We start from the raw sequence: 19,442 nt of genomic DNA, 5'->3' as shown, positions 1-19,442 counted from the left end.
CCTCGAAAGGCAAGCTAGAGCGGGCCAGATCCCGCAGCACGTCGGGCTCGATGAACTCCACGGCTAGCACAGCCGGGGATGCGCCGCTCGCCGCCTGGTTCGCGACGCGAGGCTGGAAGCCTGCCGCGTTTCAGCGCGAGGTGTGGCAACGTTACCTCGCCGGTCAGTCCGGCTTGTTGCATACACCGACCGGTAGCGGCAAGACGCTGGCGGCTTTCGGTGGGCCCTTGCTGCAGGCGCTGACCCAAGACGAGACTGGGAGGAAGCGCGAGGTGGGGCAGGGGCCGCGCGTACTGTGGGTGACGCCGTTGCGGGCATTGGCCGCCGACACGACACAGGCGTTGACCCAGGTGGTGCAGGAAACCGGTCTGAGCTGGACCGTGGCATTGCGAACGGGCGACGCGAGTGCGCGCGACAAGCGTCTGGCGCGCCAAGGCAAGGCCGAAGTGCTTGTCATCACTCCGGAATCCTTGGCTTTATTGCTGTCGTACGCCGATGCCTCCGCGCGCTTTCGCGCGCTGCAATGTGTCATCGTGGATGAATGGCACGAGCTGCTGGGCAACAAGCGGGGAGTGTTGCTACAGCTTTGTCTGGCGCGTTTGCGGCGCTTGTCACCCGGGCATCGCACATGGGGCCTGTCGGCCACGCTTGGCAACCTGGAACAAGCGCGCGACGTGTTGCTGCCGCATGTGCCCGATAGCGCGTTGGTCTCTGGGGTAAAGCCTCGCAAGGTGACACTCACGACTCTGCTGCCGGAGGCCGATCGCGGTTTGCCTTGGGCGGGGCACCTGGGCTTGTCGCAACTGATGACCGTGTACAAGCGCATATTCAAGGTGCGCGCGACTTTACTTTTTACCAACACCCGGGCGCAGGCTGAACTCTGGCATAAGGCGTTGGAATCCATCTGGCTGGATGACCCCGCTACCTTGGCACTGCATCACGGTTCCCTGGACCCAAAGCTGCGCGCACAAGTCGAGCAGGGCTTGCGCGATGGATCGCTGCGCTGTGTCGTCGCAACGTCCAGCCTGGACTTGGGCGTGGACTTTCCGGCGGTGGACCAAGTGCTCCAGATCGGCAGCGCGAAGGGGGTGGCCCGAATGCTGCAACGCGCCGGGCGTGCCAAACACCGCCCAGGCACGGCTGGCCATGTGATTTGCGTCCCGACACAGGCGTTGGAACTGGTTGAATATGCCGCCGCTCGTCAGGCCATCGCGCGCAGTGAAATCGAATCGCGCACGCCATTGACACTGTGCCTGGATGTGCTGGCGCAGCATGCTGTCACGCTCGCGCTGGGTGGCGGCTTCGAGGCGCAGGCGCTTTACGAGGAAGTGCGCGACACTCATGCGTATGCGGCGCTTGACCGCGAGACGTGGCAGGGAGTCTTGGATTTCATTGAACAAGGCGGACGCGCGCTGGCCAACTATCCCGAGTTTCGCCGAGTCCAGCGTGACGACGATGCATGCTATCGCGTGCATGACAGGCGCATCGCGTTGCGCCACCGCTTGTCGATCGGAACAATTACTTCTGATGGCGCGGTCTCGGTGAAATTTTTACGCGGTGGCGGGTTAGGTTCGGTCGAGGAAAGTTTTCTGTCGCGGCTGCGGCCCGGCGATCGCTTTCAGTTCGCCGGGCGCACGCTTGAACTGGTGCGTCTGGAAGGCATGACCGCCTACGTGCGACGTGCCAAATCGGGCGGTGGCCCAGTGGCGACTTGGCTGGGTGGGCGCATGCCGCTGTCGACGGAGCTGGGACGCGAAGTCGAGCGCGTGTTCGCGCAGCCCGGCGAGCATCCCGAAATGCAGACGGCCGCGCCGCTATTGAGGATTCAAGAGACGGCCAGCGCGCTGCCGCATCCCTCGCGGCTGGTGGCCGAGCGGATAAATACACGTCGCGGCATGCACCTGTTTGTCTTTCCGTTTGCCGGGCGCGCGGTGCATGAAGGTATGGCGGCGATGATGGCGTTGCGCTGGGGGCGCGAGCAACCGAACACCTTTTCCTTTACCGTCAATGACTATGGCTTCATGTTGACGCTGGCCGCGCCCGCGGCGCTAGATGATGCGCTGTTGCGGCGGCTGCTCAGGCCCGAGCGGTTGGAGGACGATTTGCGCGCTGGCGTGAATCTGGGGGAAATGGCGCGTCGCCAATTTCGCGAAATCGCACGCGTGGCCGGTTTGCTCACGCCTTCGCTACCTGGACGTGAAGTGCGGTCGTTGCGGCAGGTGCAAGCATCCAGCGGCCTGCTTTACGATGTACTGCGGCGCTACGATCCTGACCACTTGTTGTTGGCGCAGGCCGAACGCGAAGTGTTCGAGGTGCAGTTACAAGCGCCGCGTCTGGCAGAAGCCTTGCACGACTGTGCGGCGCGGACCTTGGCACTGCATGAGCCACCGTCGCTTACGCCCTTGTCGTTCCCGCTATGGACCGAGAGCCTGCGCGGACAGCTCAGTACCGAGTCGTGGCAGGATCGCGTGCGCCGGGCCGCGAAACAACTGGAGGAACGCTATGCTCGCGTGGCGGGATAAGTCGGTAACGCTTACGCTGGCCGGTGAAACCGTGGTGCTGCTAGGTCAACGCGCGCTTTATTGGCCGGCGCGCGAAAGATTGGTGATCGCGGATCTGCACTTGGGCAAGGGCCATGTATTCCGACGCTCGGGCATCGCGGTGCCGCGTGGCGCGACGGAAGACGATTTACAGCGGCTTGGGTCGCTGGTGGCGATGACAGGGGCGAAATCGCTGTGGATCGTGGGCGATGTCTTGCATGGTCCGGCTTCCGGGGTTGGCTGGCGAGATAGCTGGATGCGATGGCGACGCGCTCACGCCACGCTGCAGGTCGCGGCGCTGGTAGGGAATCACGACCGGGCGTTAGGCAGGGCTGACCTGCATATCGAAGCCTTGGGCGAGGTGGCGGCTGATGGGCCGTTTGTATTCCAGCATATGCCAGACTGGGATGCACATGATCGGCACGTTATTGCCGGCCATGTGCATCCGCAGGCGCGCGTGCCCGGTGTGCCGCGCAGTTGGCCGGTGTACTGGCTGCGCCCCGGGCTGACCGTCTTGCCTGCGTTTTCCGCGTTTACTGGCGGCTACGATGTAAGAGGCCTGCGAGACGGTCAGCTGATTGCTTGCGTCGATGACGAAGCAATCCCTATTTATTCACCCGATAGGACGCGCTTCATGCGAACGTAATCCTGCAAATATTGCTCGGCTAAGCGTGCCTTTTGCGCGTCGTTTAAAATCCTGCCGGAGATCTGGAAGAATTTCTTTTCTTCTTCGTCCAGGTGGTGAAAGACCTCATCGGACAATTTTTTCGCCTTGGATAACCAGCTACCGCCTCGGGCTTCGGCAGAGGCCAGGTCTTCCACATACTCGTCGATCTCATGATGCTCGGCCATGGCATGGCGCGAGGGGTCCAGGCCCATATCGTCGAGCATCATCGGCGAATAAAAGTCTCGTTCTTCGGCCGCTGCATGCGCGGCCAGCTCGATGCGTAATGTTTTGAAGATTTCATCGCGCTCGTCGCCTTCTGGCGACGCGTTCAGCAAGCTGCGGCACAGAGCGCGCTGAATCTCATGGCTTTCCCGTAGCGCCTCATAGATATTGATATCGGGCACATCTTCTCCTTTTCCAGCTATCCGGTAGCTGGCGATAAAAGTATTAGCCGGGCGTTCGCACGCCCGGCTTTAAGCAGATCTAACTCCGCCGTGTTGTAAGTAGGTATCAGCGGTCGCGCGCGCGGCCGCCTATCGTGGCGCTGAAGCTGGCAACAAAGGCGCCGACCAGCATTGCGGCAAAGGCCCACAGGGCAAAGCCGGCAGCGGCTTTACGCGCGGCGTCGGCGGCCTCGCGGGTTTTTTGCTCAGCTTGTTCTGCCGTTTGCTTGGCCTGTTCCTGCACTTGCGTCAAGCGTTGACGCGCAGTGGCCTCGTCTACACCCGATTCGCGTGCCACCAGCTTGACCAAATAGTCTTGATCGGCTTGAGACACTTCGCCCTTGACCAGGCTGCGGCCCAGAATTCGGGACGCTTGATTACGGGCATCTGTTTGCGGGCTCAGCGACGTAGCCGGATCGTTGGGTCGCATCAACGCATCCGTGAAATAGTCGAGCGAAAGTTTGTCGTCACTGCCTTGCGCGGCCTGACCTGCAGCCGCGGTCGCCGCGCCTGCGCCGGCACCGACCATCGTCGCGCCGGCCTTGGCCGTGCCCGAGATGACGGACGCCATGGTCGAGCCCAACATCAGCAGCGCCACGACGGTGCTCAATGCCCAGACCAGAAAACCATGCGCCGTATCACGAAAATAAATTTCGTCTACCGCTGCATCGGTCCACTTGGTGCGCAAGCGCCCAGCGACATAGCCAGCGATGCCGTAAGCAATGATATGTGTCACAAAGAGCCAGACCAGCGTGCCGATGGCCAGGGTTTTGCCCGAGGCCCCTTCATCCTCCCAGGGTGACATTGAAAGAAAGCCTAGACCTGATCCGCCGATCACCAGCATGGAGGATACGGCGGAAGCGATGACGGCGCCGGCGATCACCGCTCCCCACGAAACCGCGGAGCGAGATGGCTCGACGCCGATGGTGCTGCCGGGATAGGGCGCGGCGGGCTGTACGTGTTGCATGACGATTCCTTTAATCAATTTGGGGCGGTTGCACCGCCTGCATCAGTGCCAGAACAGTGCCAGCAAGATGATCACGGGGATGGGAACGCCCAGTAACCACAAAAGTATGGATCGCATAGTGCCTCCGCGTTGAGAGTGACGAGTCGGCGCGCATCACGCCGACTCCTCGTACGAGGGCCCACGGACTGCGGGCCGCTCCGATGGCGTGATTAGCGCGCCGATTCCTGAATTTTCTGACCGCCGCGCTCGATGTCCTCGCCGGCACCTTCCATGGTGTTGCAGCCCGCGAGAATCGTTGCCGCCAGCATGGCGAGCATCAGTTTGAATTTGTGGCTTTTCATGGCCTCTCCTTTGAAAGTGGGACGGTTTTACTTACCAAAGCGGGCTTTTACGTCAGCCTGGCATTTGTCTTTGGCATCACCGGATTGCTCATCGCACTTCTTCATGGCGACGTCGTAGTCAGCCTCTTTTTCAGCCTTCGCGACATCGCGATTGGCTTCGGCCTTTTCCTTGGCGGCCTTGGCTTGGGCTTCGGCCTTGTCCTTGTCCGCGTCGGCACGCTTGATACACGTGTCGCGCTGATCGCCTTGCATCGAGTCGCACTGCTTCTTGGCTGCGTCGTAGCGCGCATCGATCTGATCGGACGTCATGGGCGTGCCGTTCTGATCAGACTTCATGCCGGCGGTGTTGTTGGCATGAGCAGGCAGCGTGGCGGCACCAAAAGCCAGGGTCAGGGCGGCCAGAAGGGTCGAGGTCTTTTTCATCATTGCTTCTCCCAAAAAGGTATGACACGCAGCGTGTCGTTATGAAGTGATATTGCGCCCCGCGGCGCGATCACGTTCGCACCATGCTTAGCAAGCTGCGTGCCCGCGCATGATGGGTATACCGTTGATGGGAGGTGGAGCAGAACCGCACCAGGCCAGCGTTCACGCTTGCTCGAGGTGGACGCGGGGCTGGAGGTGTGAGACGGACATGGGACGCTAGTCCGTGAGCTTGTGACTGAAGTTACGCTTGTGACGGCGCGCGCTCCGCCAGCTCAATTTATTGAGCACGTTCGCGCGGCGACCTTTCATCAAACGCTTATGAAAGATGATGGTGAGATAGCAACTTGCGCCGTCGCACCCTAACGTCCGGCATATTTGGAGAAGCGGAATGGCCGCGGATCGACCGCCGGTGTGTTGCCCAGGACAAGATCGGCCATCAAAGCGCCCGCCACCGTGCCTTTCTCCAACACTGCGACTATCGCGCCGGCCTTGGCCAGGGCCCAGGCAGTGCTTATACCAATAATGCCGTCGCCGATGATGGCAACGTCGACGCGCTCGGGTAAGGGGTTCGCCATGAATGAACAAAAAAATGAAATAAGGATGTGGCCGTACGCTGCTGCCTGAATTGATGCGTGCGCGCCGTCAGACGTAGAAGTGGGCGCTATTGACGACGAGGAATACGGTTGGCTGATCCCAGGCATTTTCCCAGCGGTAGCGGCGCGTGCCGGTGAACCCATAGGTATCGCCGGCTTGCAGCAACAGCGTTTCGTCGCCTATAAAGACGCGCAGCTTGCCCGAGATGATGTAGCCGACCTTGTCCCCCGTTTGCATGAGCAGATTGGGATCCGAGGCCGCGCCGGGTTCCAGCTCCATCAGGAATGCTTCCAGCGAGGCGCAGTTCGCGGGGGTGACCCGATATTTGGTGACACCTGAATCGGCCAGTCGCAGCGCCTTGCGCTGACTGGCCCATACGGCGAACTCATTCGCGCTATCGGCGCCGTCACTGTCGTCGCTATTGCTGAAAAGCGTGGCGCCGTCGATGCCCAGCGCTGCACAGAGGCTACGTAAAGAACGCATGGACGGTGAGCTGACCCCGCGCTCGACCTGGCTTAGCATGCCGATAGACATATCCGTGCGCGCCGCCAGTTCCTGCAGGGTGAAGCCTTTCGCCTTACGCATTGCACGCAACCGCCTGCCCAAGTCTTGGTCGCTGGAGTCGGCAGAGCCTGGCGTTGGGTATTCCTGGTCAGGGGCGGTCGTGGATTGGCGCTTTTTGGCGCGGGACGGCGTCTTCACGGATAGGATGTCCGGCTGAGAGAGCGGACCGTCGGCGGACGACGGGCGGATTTCAATCACACTTCAAAAAGTGTAGGAACCTTTCACGCACCCGTCAATGCAGATCATGGAAGGCTTCCAGCTGCGCATTGTCATCGCCACGGCCCGTTCCAATTCATCGTGTGCAAAACGTGAAGGCAGGGGTGGAATCGGGTAAACGAAACGCCGGCAAGCCGGCGTCGTGCAGGTAACGGCCGAGTCGGCCGATACCTGGAGATGGACAGATGCTTACTTCACACGATGGCGGCTGGCGTGCAGCCCCAAGAGCGCGGCCGCGGCGATCACAACGATGTAGTACGCGGGGGCCATGATGCTGCCCGATTGCGCCACGAGAAAGCCCACGACCAGAGGCGTCACGCCACCGAAGAAGGTCTGGGCGATGACATAGGCGATGGACACGCCGGTCGTGCGGCACGATGTTGGAAACAGTTGCGCCAGCAACGATCCCACCGGTGAAAAATAGAAGCTATAGAACACCGTGGACAGGGTGCACTGGAAAACGATCAGGGTCAGTAATGAGGGGGCGCTGGTAAGCATGTAGAACAGGGGGAACACCAGGATGACGCCCAATACCAATGCAATGCGCATGACTTTGATCACGCCGAATCGATCGGCGCAAATGCCCCCCACCATCGGCAAGAATGTACACACCAAACCGCTGCATATCGAGGCCGTGAATGCCGAATCCTTGGAAATACCCAGGTTGTTGATGGCGAAAGTCGGCATATAGATATTGAGGAAACTCGCCACGACACCCGCCGCGGTGATGACGGCGCCGATCAGCACGTAACGGGTGTGAAACTTGAACGTCTCGCCCAGCGGGCTTTTCGCGGTGCCCTGTTGCTTCAATTCCTCAAAGTCCTGGGTTTCGTCGATCTTGGCGCGGATATACAGACCTACCGGTCCGATCAAGCAGCCGAAGATGAATGGCAAACGCCAACCCCAGGAGTTGACTTGTTCCGGGGTAAGAAAATGATTGACGACCAGCGCGAACAGGGAGGCTGTCATCACTGCCAGCCCGGAAGTCGAGAACTGCAGACTGGCGAAGAACGCTTTCTTCGAGGGGCTCTGTTCAGTGAGGTAGGAGTTGGCGGTGCCAAACTCGCCGCCGACCGAAAAGCCCTGCAGCAAACGCCCCGTGACCAAGATGATGGGCGCCCATACGCCTATCGTTTCGTACGTCGGCGCTACCGCAATCAAGGCCGTGCCGGCTAGCATCGTCATCGCGGCGATGCTAAGTGTCGTGCGTCGGCCCAGCTTATCGGCCATGATCCCCAGTACGACCGCGCCGACCGGGCGGATCAGGAACGAACTCGCGAACGTCATCAGGCTAAAGAGCAGGGCCGATTGTTCGTCTTCCTGGGGAAAGAACAGTTTCGAGATGGTGATCGCGAACATCGCATACACCAAGAGGTCGAACCACTCAAAGAACGTGCCGAAGTTTGCCGCGATGACGTCTCGAGTCCTGTGACGACGGCGAGTGTCAGGGCGTGGCGTACTGCCGAGGTGGGTGGTTGTCATTTACGTCCTTCAAAGGCAAAGCGCTTGAAACAGGGCTAACGATGCGTCAGCGAGTTATGCGGGATCGAGAGTGACTGAGGCTCGCCGTCATGGAGCGTCCGTCTGTCAGCGGGCAGTCATTGCGGCGCCGCGCGGGACATGCCGGTCTCAGTCGGACGCAATTCTCTTCTCACCCGACCCGACCGGATATTAGAGATTTCACTTAGATGAAAAATCGCCCTGGTTTTTTTATCAGGAGTGAAAAATCGGTGCCAGGCTCCGTGTGCTTTTCGAAGCGGCACCCTGCACGGGCGGGCAGGATGGCCGACGAGCAACAGCCGTGATCCCGCTCACAAAACCGACAGGGGCCCAAATGTGTGCAGAGATCGTGCTCTGCTGATGCTTTTTTCGCATTCCGCACCATATTGGGGCAATGCCATGCTCCAAGATTGACTACAATTCCGTCCGGCCTGGATTATGTGACAGGTCGCGGCGCGAAAAAATGGCATGGATATTGCTTGATTCCGGGCGACCTCAACCCTGACTGTTGCGTCACGAACCCCAGTTGTCACGCTACGTCGCCCGTATGTCTGCAGACTTCCCTCGTTGTCTCATCACCTGTCCGACTTTCCGCACGGGTGTGTCAGGCCGTCTGCCGCCATGCCATTCATCTCGCCTAGGAGCCTGCCACCATGAAGTTTGAAAATCTCCCGTCCTTCGCCGGACTCGCCCGCCGTCGCGTGCTGACACTCGGTGTGGCCGCCGCGGGCATGTTTGTGATGTCTGGCTGGGCGCAGGCGCAGGACGCGGCCAAACTCAAGGTGGCCGCTGTCTACACCGTGCCTGTCGAACAGCAATGGGTGTCGCGCATTCACAAGGCGTTGACCGCCGCGCGCGACAAGGGCGAAATCGAATACGTCTTCTCCGAGAACGTCAACAACGCTGACTACGAACGCGTGTTGCGTCAATACGCCGAGCAGGGCAACAAGCTGATTCTGGGCGAAGCCTTCGCCGTCGAATCCGCCGCGCGCAAAGTCGCCAAAGACTATCCCGAAACCGCCTTCCTCATGGGTTCGTCGGGCAAGCCGCAAAAGCCGAACTTCTCGGTGTTCGACAACTACATCCAGGAACCCGCATACCTGACTGGCATGATCGCGGCAGGCATGAGCCAGTCCGGCAAAATCGGCCTGGTCGGTGGCTATCCCATTCCTGAAGTCAACCGCCTGATGCATGCCTTCATGGCGGGCGCGCAGGAAATCAACCCGAACGTCACCTTCACCGTGTCCTTCATCGGTTCGTGGTTTGATCCCCCAAAAGCCAAGGAAGCCGCGTTCGCCATGATCGACAAGGGCGTGGACGTGCTGTATGCCGAGCGCTTTGGCGTGTCTGACGCCGCCAAGGAGCGCGGCAAGGTCGCGATTGGCAACGTGGTCGATACGCAGCCGCAGTATCCCGAAACCGTCGTGGCCTCCGCGCTGTGGAACATGGAGCCCACCATTGAACACGCGCTTTCCGCCGTGAAGGCCGGTAACTTCAGCGCCGAGGATTATGGCCAATACTCGCTGATGAAGTACAAGGGTTCCGAGCTCGCCCCGCTGGGCACGTTCGAATCGAAGGTACCCGAGGACATCAAGGCCAAAGTCCAAGCCAAGCAGCAGGCGATCCTGGATGGCAGCTTCGTCGTCAAAGTCAACGACAGCGAACCCAAGTCCAGCGCGAAATGAGCGAGTCCCTGGCCCTGCAACTGCAGGGCATCACCAAACGCTTTGGCAGCCTGATCGCGAATGACGCGGTCTCGCTGAGTGTGAAGCAGGGCGAGGTGCTGGCCCTCTTGGGCGAGAACGGCGCGGGCAAGTCCACGCTGGTGTCGATCCTGTTCGGCCACTACGTGGCCGACGCAGGGCACATCCACGTCTATGGTCAGCCGCTGCCGCCCGGCCGCCCCGATGCGGCGCTCGCCGCCGGGGTGGGCATGGTCCATCAGCATTTCACGCTGGCGGACAACATGAGCGTGCTGGACAACGTGATGGTCGGCACGCAGTCGCTGTGGCGTCTTGCTTCGGGCCGCGCCAAAGCGCGCGCGCGCCTGGTGGAGCTGGGACAACGCTTTGGCCTGGGCGTCAATCCCGATGCGCGTGTCGGTACTTTGTCCGTGGGCGAAAAACAGCGCGTCGAAATCCTGAAGGCCTTGTATCGCGGCGCGCGTATCCTGATTTTGGATGAGCCGACCGCGGTGCTCACGCCGCAAGAGGTCGATGGCTTGTTCGCGACCTTGCGCGGCTTTGTCGCGGAAGGCATGGCCGTCATTTTTATTTCGCACAAACTCGATGAGGTCATGGCTGTCTCGCATCGCGTGGCGGTGTTGCGTCAAGGCAAGCTCGTGGCAGAGCGCGATACCGGATCGACCAACGCCGCCGAGCTCGCCGAGCTGATGGTCGGCCGCAAAGTCGTCATGCCGCGCGCGCAAAGCGCCGAGCCGCGTGCGCAAGCCGCGCCGGTCGTGACGCTGTCGCAGGTCAGCGTCCGCGATGAGCGGGGCGGTGCGCCGTTGCTCGATAGCGCCGACTTGACGGTGCACACGCATGAAATCGTCGCGATTGCCGGGGTAGCCGGTAATGGCCAACAAGCGTTGGTCTCCGTATTGAATGGCCTGCGTCAGCCTGACGACGGCACGGTCAGACTCGGCCCCGAACATACCGCGGCGCCCCGTACGCCCGCTGGCATGACCGCTGCGGGCGTAGGCCGCATTCCCGAGGATCGCCACCACGAAGGCATGATCGGCGACAGCCCGCTTTGGGAAAACGCGATCATCGAGGACTTACGCGACAAGCGCTTTGCTCGCTGGGGCATGGTGCGCGCCGGCGCGGCACGCGCTTATGCTCGCGATCTCGGCCAGCAGTTCGATGTACGCGCCGCCTCGCTGGACGTGCGTACGCGCAGTCTGTCCGGCGGCAATATGCAAAAGCTGATCCTTGGCCGAACGCTGGCGCGCAAACCGCGCCTGATCGTGGCTGACCAGCCCACGTGGGGCCTGGACATCGGCGCTGTCGCCTACGTGCGTGAACAGTTGCTCGCCGCACGCGAACGGGGCGCGGGCATCCTGCTCGTCTCCGAGGACCTCGAAGAAATTTTCGCGCTTGCCGACCGGATCGCAGTCATGTGCGGCGGCAAGATCATCGCCGTCAAGCCCGTGTCCGAATGGACGCCTGCGTCCGTGGGCCTGGCCATGACCGGCACCGTGCCGGCCTGACGAACGACTCCTGACATCATGAACCTGTATCTGGAACGCCGTACGGAACCCAGCCGTCTTGCGTTATTGCTGGCCCCGCTGGCGGCGATTGCTTTTACCTTATTGATTTGTGCGTTGCTGGTCGCATGGGCGGGTGCGCCGGTGGGACGCACGTACGCGCTGCTATTCGACGGTGCATTCGCCTCGCGCTTTGCTTTCTCGGAAACCTTGACCCGCGCCACACCGTTGATGCTCACCGGTCTGGCTTGTGCCGTGGCGTTCCGGGCGCGCTTCTACAACATTGGCGCGGAAGGCCAGCTGTATCTGGGCGCGCTCGCCGCCGTGATGGTCGGGGGCATGCACGATGGCGTTGGCCTGGACCTGCCGGTGCCCGTGTTGTTCGGAGGCATGATGCTGGCCGCCGCGCTGGCGGGGGCGTTGCTGCTGCTGGTGCCCGCCATTCTCAAAACCCGACTTGGCGTGGACGAGGTGGTGACCACGCTATTGGGCAACTTCATCGTGCTGTTGTTCGTCTCCATGATGCTCGATGGTGTCATGAAAGACCCCATGGCCATGGGCTGGCCGCAGTCGGTCGCGTTGAATCCCGATCTGGAATTCGACAAGCTGCTGGCAAAAACGCGGGCCCATACGGGCCTGCTCTGGGCGCTGGGTCTGGCGGTCGCCATGTGGCTGATCAATCGCTATACGGTGTTTGGTCTGCAAATGCGTGCCGTTGGCGCGAACGCCCATGCCGCGCGATTTCTTGGTCTGCCCGTCACGCGCGTGATGCTGGGCACCGCCATGCTCTCCGGCGCATTGGCAGGCCTGGCAGGCGCGATCGAAGTAGCCGGCCGCACGAGTTATGTGACGCTCGATATGTCGCCCGGTTACGGTTATACCGGCGTCGTGGTTGCCATGCTCGCGGGCCTGCATCCCCTGGGCGTGATCGTGGCAAGCCTATTCGTGGCTGGCATGCTGGTCGGCGCCGACAGCATGAGCCGCGCGATCGCGGTGCCCAACTACATTGCCGACGTGATCGTCGCGGCATCGCTATTGTCGATGCTCGTGGCCACCTTGTTCTCGCAATACCGTTTGCGTCGCAAACACGCCTAGGAGACGCATATGGAATGGATGGATTTGTTAAGCTCCAGCGCCTTTTGGGTCGCGGTGCTGCGCGTGGCCACGCCGTTGATCCTGGGCACGCTGGGCGTGCTGCTATGCGAACGCGCAGGGGTTTTGAACCTGGGCATCGAGGGCATCATGGTCGCGGGTGCGTTCGCCGGCTGGCTGGTCGTATACCTGGGCGCTCCGCTTTATGTGGGCGTACTGGCTGCCGCATTGGCCGGGATGGTGTTTGGACTGTTGCACGCGATTCTCACAGTGCCGCTTGGTTTATCTCAACATGTGTCGGGTTTGGGCGTCACCATGCTGGCGACCAGTCTGAGCTATTTTGCCTATCGCGTCACGTTTCCTAGCGTCAATACGCCGCCCACCATCACCCCGTTTGCCGAGATGACTTATTTGCAAGGCATCCCTGTGATTGGTCCTGTGCTGGCTGGGCAAACGGTCATGACCCTGATTGCCTTGGCGGCGGTGCCCATCATTGCCTGGGTGCTTAACCGCACCCCGCTCGGCCTCGCCGTGCGTATGGTCGGGGAAAACCCGGCCGCCGCAGAAGGGCAGGGCCTGTCGGTCACCCGTTTGCGCATGGGCGCCATCGTCGCAGGCTCCGCGCTGATGGGCATCGCGGGCAGCTTTTTGACACTGGCGGCGTTCAATGCGTTTTTCTTTAATATGGTTAACGGGCGCGGCTGGGTGTGTGTCGCGCTCGTGGTCTTCGCATCGTGGCGGCCGGGCAAAGCCCTGTTGGGCGCGTTGATTTTCGCTTTCTTTGACGCGCTGCAGCTGCGTCTGCAGCAGGGCGGCACGAGTCTCCCGGGTCTGCCCGAGCTGCCGTATCAAGTCTATCTGATGCTGCCCTATGTGCTGTCCATTCTGGCGCTGGTGGTGATGGCGCGTCGCGCTGCCTACCCGCAGGCGTTGATGAAGCCCTACCGCAAAGGCGAACGCTGAGCGAGCGCCATGCTGGACAACGTCCGGCGGATTTATTGAATAAGGTTTACCCATGCTCGATTTACTGATCAAAAACTGCAACCTCGCTGACGGCCGCTCGGGCGTGGACGTTGGTGTGCAGGATGGCCGCATTGTCGCGATTCAGCCAGCGTTGCAAGCCCAAGCGCACGAGACGCTGGACGCACAAGGACAATTGCTAAGCGCGCCCTTTATCGATGCGCACTTTCACATGGACTCGACCTTGTCATTCGGTCTGCCGCGCATCAATCAGTCCGGCACGCTGCTCGAAGGCATTGCGTTATGGGGCGAGCTCAAGCCGCTGCTCACGCAGGAGGCCTTGGTCGAACGGGCGCTTGCCTACTGCGACTGGGCCGTGGCCAACGGGCTGCTGGCCATACGCTCGCATGTGGACGTGTGCGACTCCCGTCTGCTGGCCACCGAAGCGCTGTTGCACGTGCGCGAGCGGGTGAAACCCTACCTGGACCTGCAACTGGTCGCCTTTCCGCAAGACGGGCTGCTGCGCGCGCCGGGCGCGATGGAAAATCTGAAGCGTGCGCTGGACATGGGCCTGGACGTGGTCGGCGGTATTCCGCATTTCGAGCGCACCATGGCCGATGGCGCGGAATCCGTCCGCATCCTGTGCGAACTCGCCGCCGAACGCGGCTTGCGCGTGGACATGCATTGCGATGAAACGGACGACCCCATGTCGCGCCATATCGAAACCCTGGCCTATCACACGCAGCGCCTTGGGCTGCAGGGCAGGGTGAATGGTTCGCACCTGACGTCCATGCATTCCATGGACAACTACTATGTATCCAAACTAATTCCGCTCATCCGCGAAGCCGGTGTGTCGGCCATCGCGAATCCGCTGATCAACATCACGATCCAAGGCCGCCACGATACGTATCCCAAGCGTCGCGGCATGACGCGCGTGCCCGAATTGCTCGCGGCCGGCGTCACGGTGGCCTTCGGTCACGACTGCGTCATGGACCCTTGGTACAGCCTGGGTTCGGGTGACATGCTCGAAGTCGCCCACATGGGTCTGCACGTGGCGCAAATGACGGGCCAAGACGGCATGCGTGCATGTTTCGAAGCCGTCACGACGGCGCCCGCAAAAATCATGGGCCTGGACGAACTCGGAATCGAGGTCGGCAAGCGTGCTGACATGGTGCTGCTGCAAGCCGGTGATCCGGTGGAGGCGCTACGTCTGCGAGCCACCCGTCTGCACGTTTGGCGCGGCGGTAAACGCATTGCCAGCACGCCCGCGCGCACGGCGACATTGCAGCTCGAGGGCCGTCCTGCACAGGTTGACTTCAGGAAATAATTACGCGCCGCGGCAGTATTTACTGGGGCCAGTCGGTATTCACTGAGGCGAGGCGGTATTCAGTATGATGAACACCCGTCCGCCGTGTCTGTGGCACGGTGGGTCAGGTGTGCGCCGCCACGACAAGGAGACTTCCATGACCCGCCTTACCGCGCGCGATTTCGCGCCCGAGTTGCTCGAGTTATACGATGGTTATGTGCATGGCCGTATCACCCGCCGCGACTTTCTTGACCGCGCGGCAAAGTACGCCGTCGGCGGGCTGACCGCGGCCAGTATCCTCGCCTCGTTAAGCCCCGACTACGCGATGGCGCAACAGGTGTCGTTTACCGATCCAGACATCATTGCGGAGTACATCGAGTACCCGTCTCCGAATGGTCACGGCAAGGTTCGCGGTTATCTAGTCCGGCCCAAGGCCGCCACCGGGCCTTTGCCCGGTATCGTCGTCGTACACGAGAATCGCGGTTTAAATCCGTATATCGAGGACGTCGCCCGGCGCGCCGCGAAAGCCGGCTTTGTGGCGCTCGCGCCAGATGGTCTGAGTTCCGTCGGCGGTTATCCCGGCAATGATGACAAGGGTCGCGAACTGCAATTGCGTGTCGATCCGCAGAAACTGATGAACGACTTTTTCGCTGCGATCGATTATCTGCGCGCGAGCGATCTGACCACCGACAAGATCGGCATCACGGGATTTTGCTACGGGGGTGGGGTGTCCAATGCAGCGTCAGTCGCGTATCCGGAACTGGCGGCAGCCGTGCCTTTCTACGGACGGCAAGCAAAACCAGAGGACGTCGCCCGCATCCAGGCGCCATTGTTGTTTCACTTCGCTGAAACCGACCCCAACGTCAACGCCACCTGGCCGGCATACGAAGCGGCCTTAAAAGCGAATGGCAAGACCTACGAGGCCTATATCTACCCCGGTACGCAGCATGGCTTCCATAACGATTCGACCCCTCGTTACGATGAGGCTGCTGCAAAACTAGCCTGGGACAGGACCTTGGCCTGGTTTACCAAGTATCTCAATTGACCCCTGCGGGATCCCCGCATCGATACGGCGAAATAATAAGGGTGGATGGCGCCACAACCCCGCGCCATCCTTTACCGTCAGCTTCCGTGCCTGGCTGGACGGATGGAACGGCACATGGGCTGACAATAATCGGACCGCCTGGTATCAATGCAAACGCGCCGCCGGCAACAAATAGCGTAGGCCATCCGCGGACCCATCGCGGCGTACGATGCGATGAATATCGCGGATCTGAATGCGCGGATCCACACCCGGCAAGCGGGGGTCTTGCCCCTCGGGTAGTGCCGGAATAGGCGGCAGGGGTGGCATAGGACGATTGAAATCCGGCAGCGGGGGGCGCGCCGGGATAGGGGGCAATTCAAACATTGCAGAAAGCGGGATCGCGTGCTGGCGACCCGGCATGCTGCGTGTTCTGACGCGGCAAGAGAAACCTGCGGCGGCGATACGGCTTTGCGTGCATTTCCACGACATCGAAGGTGTGTAGGGGCTGTTCAAGGTTGTCATCCTGGCTCCATGTGGATTTCATACGAATGGATAGGCACGGACTCAGCCGTACGAGCTGCAAGCGCCGCCACAGCCCGTGACATGGGCTTGGTCATTCCGTGCCGACTATGCCTGAAGGCTGCACTCTTCAGACCCCGAGATTTTTAGCGTTCTTCGGTCGCCGTACGATTGAAACCCTCTGAAAAGCCGAATATCGGACAGGTCTGCACTGCAAAGAGGGCGGATCTATCTGCTGAACTGCAAAATTGTTTCATCGATACAATAAAAATCATAATAAAAACCGCTAAATATTGAAATCGACGTAACTATACGTGCCTTGAGTTGCTTCCTCAGCTTTGCTGCACCGTGCCGGGCGAGACGCAGCGCGTCAGCGTACTCGCTCGCCTTCGCACCGTTGCGGCTCCGTTCACGCAGTGCTTCGTCCAGGATGATCCTCACATGGCAACTTCTTTGCGCTATCGTCTGCCGCCGCTAACGCTATTGGCCGCCTCGATTGCAAGCGCCCTCTGGGCTAGCACCAGTGCCGCTCAGTCATCCGATCCATGCAGTGTGAGTCCAGCGGGCAATATCGACTGCAATATCACGGGAACCTACGCAAAGCCGGTCGATGTGTTTCTCGAGTCGGAGCCCGATGACGCTTTGCCGCCGGTTTTTGTACGCTCCAACGCCGTGATTGACGCGCGAGCTTATCCAGAATTAGTGGGGGGCTTGTTAATACAGGCGAAGGGGAAAGACGGAGGCGATGCTCGGCCCAATGGCGAAGACGCCCTGGGTCTGACGGTCGAAAACACAGGCGACATCAAGCTACAGGCCGCTGAAAACGCGGCCGGCAATGTGCCCGTGTTCGGATTGCTCGCGCAGCTCAGGGGTGGGGACGCCACGAGCAACGGGGGCAATGGTGGCGCGGCGGGCGGGACTGGCGTATCACTCGTCAACTCGGGCTCGATCGATATGTCGGGACTCAGCTCTGATCGGATTAATGGAGGCGCGGGCGTGGCGGGTATCGCCCTCGGGGGCGACGGCGCGGGGTCGTCGGGCTCCGCCGTGGGTAACGGAGCGGGCGGCGGTTCAAGTGCGATTAACCTCTTTAATCACGGGGACGTGACGGCTTCGGTGCGGGGGGACGGGCTTTTCTCTGGCGTGTTGGCAGCCAGCAGAGGAGGGACCGGCGCCGATTTCGTCGATGGTGGTCGTAACAGTGGCGGAGATGCCGACGGCGCCAACCTGTTGAACGAAGCGGACATTGTTGTCGACAGGACATGGATTGACCTGGGTGCGAGCGAGACCAGCGCCTTGTTTGGCGTTCTTGCTCAATCGCAGGGTGGCAACGGGGGAGCTTCATCAGGCCAGCACCACGCGGGCGAGGGGGGATGGGCGATCAGTGCTTCGGTCGATGTGCGTCCCGGTGCATCTGTGCACGTCACGCAGCGCATCGCTGATAGCGATGCGAGCGCCAACGCGATACGTCCTCACGGAGCCGGTGTGGCCGTTTTATTGACGGGGGGAGACGGTGGCGACATCGCGGGCCATGGCGGCGCTTTTAGTGCTGGCAACGGCGGGGAGGCCGGTTTTATCGGCGCATTGACTGCCAGCTTGCAAATTGAAGATGCGGATGTGGTGACGTCTGGCTTAGGCTTGCCGGCGCTTCTTTTGCGAGTACGTGGCGGGTCGGGAGGAGAAGCGCTCCCGGACGATGGTTCACCAGGCGGGTCCTTCAATCACGGTGGCCATGGGGGGAACGCTGGTGACGCGAACGTCCTGGTGATGACGAAACAGGCAGGCCTGCAATTATCGACCGACGGTGCCAGCGCATCGGCGATAGAAACGTTGCAGCAGGGCGGGGCGGGTGGAGATGGCGCCGGATACCTTAACGACATTGCCGCGGGTCGGTCAGGTGATGGCGGCTCGGGAGGCAGCGCGGGCGCCTTGTGGGTCAGCCTGGATGCGTCGCCGGCGTTGCCTGTGACGATCACTACGACGGGGACTGAATCGCATGGTCTTTACGCCAGACAGCTCGGCGGTGAAGGCGGAGACGCAGGCGCCACCGACGAATTGGCCCGGGCGGCCGGCACCCCTATGAGCACTGGGGGCGCTGGCGGATCCACCAACACGATGAAAATTACGGTGAAGAACACAGCTATCTCCACCTCCGGTAGCAGGGCTTTCGGTATTTTCGCTCAGAGTCGCGCGGCGGATGGGGGTCGCGGCGCGGTCAGTATCACCACCGGGAAAACTCTCGGCGCGGGCGGGGCGGGTGGTAGCACCGGCAATCTGACAGTTTCCCTTGATGCTGCATCCAGCCTACTTACACGAGGAACGGGCGCCGTCGGACTTTTCGCGCAGACGGCCAGTGGCGCCGGAGGCAATCCGGTGGGAAATTCCGCGAACAGCCAAGTCCAGGACGGCGCTGGCGGCAACACGGGCGACATCGAGGTTCTGAACCACGGCTCCATCACCACCCAAGGCGTAGATGCCATAGGCATTCTGGCGCAAGCCTTAGCGGGCTCGGCGGGCGGGGCGGACACAGACGACGGACTGTTCGGTAGCGCTCCGCAGTCGGGCAGCTCGGTCGGTCGGGCAGGTTGGGTATACCTCACGCATAGCGGCACCCTCACTACGGAGGGCGATACGGCCCACGGTGTCGTGGCGCAGTCGTTAGGCGGAGGAGGGGGAGTCGCACTCGGACGGCGTGTTGCCGCTTTGGGAGGCACCTCTACCACCACAGCGCTACGTTCGGACGCTAGAGGCGCCCAGGTTAACGCTGATTCCTCGGGCTCGCTCAGGACGCAGGGCACTTCGGCAATCGGAATCTTGGCCCAATCCATTGGCGGTGGCGGCGGACTTGCGAGTGGCATAGAGGGCGTCGTGAAAGTCGGGTCGCAAGGAGGCGGAGGAGGCCGCGCCGATTTAACCCGTGCGGACTTGAACGAGTTTCTACTGTCGACTACGGCTGATAGCGCGCATGGGGTGGTGGCGCAATCAATCGGTGGCGGCGGGGGAGTGCTTAGCAACGCCCACGCACAAGGATGGTTCGAGTCCATCGAGCTGGGGCAGACGGGTGGCGAAGGCGGGGTG

At 61.4% G+C, this 19,442-nt stretch carries 16 protein-coding genes and 1 pseudogene; 9 read left to right on the top strand and 8 right to left on the bottom strand.

The annotated features are described in order from the left end of the window. Positions 1-50: 50 nt before the first annotated feature. Positions 51-2,522: a ligase-associated DNA damage response DEXH box helicase gene (locus GOQ25_RS10900; protein WP_160350819.1), complete on the top strand. Its 2,472-nt coding sequence runs from the start codon at positions 51-53 to the stop codon at positions 2,520-2,522. Next, positions 2,503-3,186, top strand: a complete 684-nt coding sequence (gene pdeM / locus GOQ25_RS10895) for a ligase-associated DNA damage response endonuclease PdeM (RefSeq protein ID WP_160350493.1) — start codon at positions 2,503-2,505, stop codon at positions 3,184-3,186. The genes GOQ25_RS10900 and pdeM overlap by 20 nt, the downstream gene beginning before the upstream one ends. On the opposite strand, the gene GOQ25_RS10890 is transcribed toward pdeM, so the two are convergent. From GOQ25_RS10890 to GOQ25_RS10860, 7 genes are all read right to left on the bottom strand, one after another. Beyond that, positions 3,150-3,611 carry a hemerythrin domain-containing protein gene (locus GOQ25_RS10890; RefSeq protein WP_370519938.1) on the bottom strand — a complete coding sequence of 154 codons (462 nt, stop codon included), beginning with the start codon at positions 3,609-3,611 and terminating at the stop codon, positions 3,150-3,152. The two genes, pdeM and GOQ25_RS10890, sit on opposite strands and share 37 nt — an antisense overlap. 106 nt (positions 3,612-3,717) lie before the next feature. Continuing rightward, positions 3,718-4,617 carry a hypothetical protein gene (locus tag GOQ25_RS10885; RefSeq protein WP_160350492.1) on the bottom strand — a complete coding sequence of 300 codons (900 nt, stop codon included), beginning with the start codon at positions 4,615-4,617 and terminating at the stop codon, positions 3,718-3,720. Between the two features lie 209 nt (positions 4,618-4,826). Next, positions 4,827-4,934, bottom strand: a complete 108-nt coding sequence (locus GOQ25_RS10880) for an entericidin A/B family lipoprotein (RefSeq protein ID WP_236844275.1) — start codon at positions 4,932-4,934, stop codon at positions 4,827-4,829. A 51-nt stretch (positions 4,935-4,985) separates the two neighbouring features. Next, positions 4,986-5,384, bottom strand: a complete 399-nt coding sequence (locus tag GOQ25_RS10875) for a hypothetical protein (RefSeq protein ID WP_160350490.1) — start codon at positions 5,382-5,384, stop codon at positions 4,986-4,988. Positions 5,385-5,740: 356 nt separating this feature from the next. After that, positions 5,741-5,956 carry an FAD-dependent oxidoreductase gene (locus GOQ25_RS19770; protein WP_160350489.1) on the bottom strand — a complete coding sequence of 72 codons (216 nt, stop codon included), beginning with the start codon at positions 5,954-5,956 and terminating at the stop codon, positions 5,741-5,743. 67 nt (positions 5,957-6,023) lie between these two features. Next, entirely contained in the window at positions 6,024-6,677 is a 654-nt protein-coding gene (locus GOQ25_RS10865; RefSeq protein ID WP_160350488.1) for an XRE family transcriptional regulator, read from the bottom strand. Positions 6,678-6,944: 267 nt separating this feature from the next. Beyond that, the gene (locus GOQ25_RS10860) at positions 6,945-8,237 is read right to left on the bottom strand and encodes an MFS transporter (protein ID WP_160350487.1); all 1,293 of its coding nucleotides are present in this window, start codon (positions 8,235-8,237) and stop codon (positions 6,945-6,947) included. A gap of 671 nt (positions 8,238-8,908) precedes the next feature. Between GOQ25_RS10860 and GOQ25_RS10855 the strand changes: the two genes are divergently transcribed. The 6 genes from GOQ25_RS10855 (at position 8,909) to yghX (ending at position 15,866) form a co-directional block, all read left to right on the top strand. Then, complete coding sequence (locus tag GOQ25_RS10855; protein ID WP_160350486.1) at positions 8,909-9,940, top strand: BMP family protein; 1,032 nt, start codon at positions 8,909-8,911, stop codon at positions 9,938-9,940. Next, a complete protein-coding gene (locus GOQ25_RS10850) occupies positions 9,937-11,466 on the top strand; it encodes an ABC transporter ATP-binding protein (RefSeq protein ID WP_160350485.1) in 1,530 nt (509 codons plus the stop codon). Before GOQ25_RS10855 ends, GOQ25_RS10850 begins: the two co-directional genes overlap by 4 nt. Before the next feature lie 18 nt (positions 11,467-11,484). After that, the gene (locus tag GOQ25_RS10845; protein WP_160350484.1) at positions 11,485-12,558 is read left to right on the top strand and encodes an ABC transporter permease; all 1,074 of its coding nucleotides are present in this window, start codon (positions 11,485-11,487) and stop codon (positions 12,556-12,558) included. 9 nt (positions 12,559-12,567) lie between these two features. Further along, complete coding sequence (locus tag GOQ25_RS10840; RefSeq protein WP_160350483.1) at positions 12,568-13,518, top strand: ABC transporter permease; 951 nt, start codon at positions 12,568-12,570, stop codon at positions 13,516-13,518. A 52-nt stretch (positions 13,519-13,570) separates the two neighbouring features. Beyond that, complete coding sequence (locus tag GOQ25_RS10835) at positions 13,571-14,842, top strand: amidohydrolase family protein (RefSeq protein ID WP_160350482.1); 1,272 nt, start codon at positions 13,571-13,573, stop codon at positions 14,840-14,842. A 136-nt stretch (positions 14,843-14,978) separates the two neighbouring features. Then, a complete protein-coding gene (yghX, locus tag GOQ25_RS10830) occupies positions 14,979-15,866 on the top strand; it encodes a YghX family hydrolase (RefSeq protein WP_160350481.1) in 888 nt (295 codons plus the stop codon). 144 nt (positions 15,867-16,010) lie between these two features. Here yghX and GOQ25_RS10825 read toward each other — a convergent pair whose 3' ends face one another. Beyond that, on the bottom strand, positions 16,011-16,367 hold the full coding sequence (locus GOQ25_RS10825; protein WP_160350480.1) for a hypothetical protein: 357 nt from the start codon (positions 16,365-16,367) through the stop codon (positions 16,011-16,013). Between the two features lie 438 nt (positions 16,368-16,805). On the opposite strand from GOQ25_RS10825, the pseudogene GOQ25_RS10820 reads away from it, so the two are divergent. Beyond that, positions 16,806-19,442: pseudogene (locus tag GOQ25_RS10820) on the top strand (hypothetical protein); the annotation flags it as partial.

The sequence above is a fragment of the Bordetella sp. 15P40C-2 genome (genome assembly GCF_009763235.1).
Classification (GTDB): domain Bacteria; phylum Pseudomonadota; class Gammaproteobacteria; order Burkholderiales; family Burkholderiaceae_B; genus Bordetella_A.
Note: the sequence above shows the minus strand (reverse complement) of the source record. Positions and strands in the feature narration are given on the sequence as shown.